Annotated in this window: 4 protein-coding genes; all 4 read left to right on the top strand. The window is 64.4% G+C overall.

What is annotated here, in order from left to right; genetic code table 11:
• On the top strand, positions 1–285 hold a 285-nt coding region (locus WBF82_RS00150), incomplete at its 5' end, for a SufD family Fe-S cluster assembly protein (protein WP_424381092.1).
• Positions 285–1,472 (top strand): Fe-S cluster assembly protein SufD, encoded by a 1,188-nt coding sequence (gene sufD, locus WBF82_RS00145; protein ID WP_424381091.1) that lies wholly within the window; start codon positions 285–287, stop codon positions 1,470–1,472. The genes WBF82_RS00150 and sufD, both read left to right, overlap by 1 nt.
• Positions 1,472–2,245: a Fe-S cluster assembly ATPase SufC gene (gene sufC, locus WBF82_RS00140; RefSeq protein WP_424381090.1), complete on the top strand. Its 774-nt coding sequence runs from the start codon at positions 1,472–1,474 to the stop codon at positions 2,243–2,245. The genes sufD and sufC overlap by 1 nt, the downstream gene beginning before the upstream one ends.
• A gap of 13 nt (positions 2,246–2,258) precedes the next feature.
• A partial coding sequence (locus WBF82_RS00135; RefSeq protein ID WP_424381089.1) for an aminotransferase class V-fold PLP-dependent enzyme occupies positions 2,259–2,462 on the top strand: 204 nt, incomplete at its 3' end.

The following is a 2,462-nucleotide window of genomic DNA, read 5'->3' as shown; positions in this document are numbered from 1 at the left end:
AGCGTGAAATGCGATGCGCTGCTGGTCGATACGATCAGCCGCAGCGACACCTATCCCTACGTCGACATCCGCGAGGACGATGTGACGATGGGCCATGAGGCGACGGTGTCCAAAGTCAGCGAGAACCAGCTGTTCTACCTGATGAGTCGCGGGCTGACCGAGGACGAGGCGATGGCGATGGTGGTGCGCGGCTTTGTCGAGCCGATCGCCAAGGAGCTGCCGATGGAGTACGCGCTGGAGCTCAACCGGCTGATCGAGCTGCAGATGGAAGGCGAGGTCGGGTAGTGACGGGATTGACTGAAGCGGTTGAGGGTTCGTCACTCGCCGCTGCCAACAAGGGCGAGCAGTTCGCGTCTTTCGACGTCGACGCGTTCGAGGTCCCCGGCGGCCGCGACGAGATCTGGCGGTTCACTCCGCTGCGACGGCTGCGTGGCCTGCACGACGGCTCGGCGCACGCGACCGGAAGCGCCCAGATCACCGTCAGCGAGCGGCCCGGTGTGCGCGTCGAAACCGTGCGCCGTGGCGACCAGCGGCTCGGCGACGGTGGTGTGCCCACTGATCGTGTTGCCGCGCAGGCGTTTTCGTCGTTCAACTCCGCGACACTGGTCACCGTTGCGCGCGACACGCAGGTCGCCGAGCCGGTCGAGGTGGTGATCACCGGCCCGGGCCAGGGTGCGGTGGCCTACGGGCATCTGCAGATCCGGGCCGAGGAACTGGCCGAGGCCGTCGTCGTCATCGACCAGCGCGGCAGCGGAACCTACGCCGACAACGTCGAATTCGTCGTCGACGATGCAGCCCGGCTCACGGTGGTGTGGATCGCCGACTGGGCCGACGACACCGTACAGGTCAGCGCGCAACACGCCCGGCTGGGCAAGGACGCGGTGCTGCGGCATGTGGCCGTCATGCTTGGCGGCGACTTGGTGCGAATGTCGGCCAAGGTGCGCTTTGCCGCGCCCGGCGGTGACGCGGAGCTACTGGGCATGTACTTCGCCGACGACGGTCAGCACCTCGAGTCGAGGCTGCTGGTTGACCACGCGCAACCCGACTGCAAGTCCAGCGCGATGTACAAGGGTGCGCTGCAAGGAGATCCCGACTCGAACCGCCCGGACGCGCACACCGTCTGGGTGGGCGACGTGTTGATCCGGGCCGAAGCCACCGGCACCGACACTTTCGAAGTCAACCGAAACCTGGTGCTCACCGACGGCGCGCGCGCCGACTCGGTGCCCAATTTGGAGATCGAGAGCGGCGAGATCGTCGGGGCTGGACACGCAAGCGCCACCGGACGATTCGACGACGAGCAACTGTTCTATCTGCGTTCCCGCGGTATCCCCGAAGAGCAGGCCCGCCGACTGGTGGTGCGTGGTTTCTTCAACGAGATCATCGCCAAAATCGCGGTACCTGAGATACGGGAGCGTTTAACCACAGCCATCGAGCACGAACTGGCCATCACGGAATCGAGAGCGACCGCCTAATGACCACCCTGGAAATCAAAGACTTACACGTCAGCGTCGAGAACCAGACGGACGGCGGCGAGATCGCCATTCTCAACGGTGTGAACTTGAGCGTGAGTTCCGGCGAGACGCATGCGGTGATGGGGCCCAACGGATCCGGCAAATCCACCCTGTCCTACGCCATCGCCGGCCACCCGAAGTACCGCGTCACGTCGGGCTCGATCACGCTCGACGGCCAAAACGTTCTGGACATGAGCGTCGACGAGCGTGCTCGCGCCGGTCTGTTTTTGGCCATGCAGTATCCCGTTGAGGTGCCGGGCGTGTCGATGTCGAACTTCCTGCGCTCGGCCGCGACCGCCGTCCGCGGTGAGGCGCCCAAACTGCGGCACTGGGTCAAAGAGGTCAAGGCCGCGCTGGAGGAGCTGGACATCGACCAGGCCTTCGGCGAACGCAGTGTCAACGAAGGCTTTTCCGGCGGCGAGAAGAAGCGCCACGAGATCCTGCAGCTGGGACTGTTGAAGCCCAAGATCGCGATTCTCGACGAGACCGACTCCGGCCTGGATGTCGACGCGCTGCGCGTGGTCAGCGAGGGCGTCAACCGCTACGCCGAATCGCAGCACGGCGGGATTCTGCTGATCACGCACTACACCCGGATCTTGCGGTACATCCATCCCTATTTCGTGCACGTGTTCGTCGGCGGCCGGATCATCGAATCGGGAGGACCAGAGCTGGCCGACGAACTCGAAGAAAACGGCTACGTCCGCTTCAGCCAAACGGCGGCTGAGAAGGTTTAGGGGAGCCTGACCCGTGAGCATTTCCGCCACCTCACTGGACGTCGACGCGATCCGCGCCGACTTCCCGATCCTCAAGCGGGTGATGCGGGGTGGAAATCAGTTGGCGTACTTAGATTCCGGTGCAACCTCGCAGCGGCCGGTGCAAGTTCTCGACGCCGAACGCGAATTCCTGTTGACATCCAACGGCGGAGTGCACCGCGGAGCACACCAGCTGATG

It is taken from the genome of Mycobacterium sp., assembly GCF_049673265.1.
Taxonomy (GTDB): domain Bacteria; phylum Actinomycetota; class Actinomycetes; order Mycobacteriales; family Mycobacteriaceae; genus Mycobacterium.
Note: the sequence above shows the minus strand (reverse complement) of the source record. Positions and strands in the feature narration are given on the sequence as shown.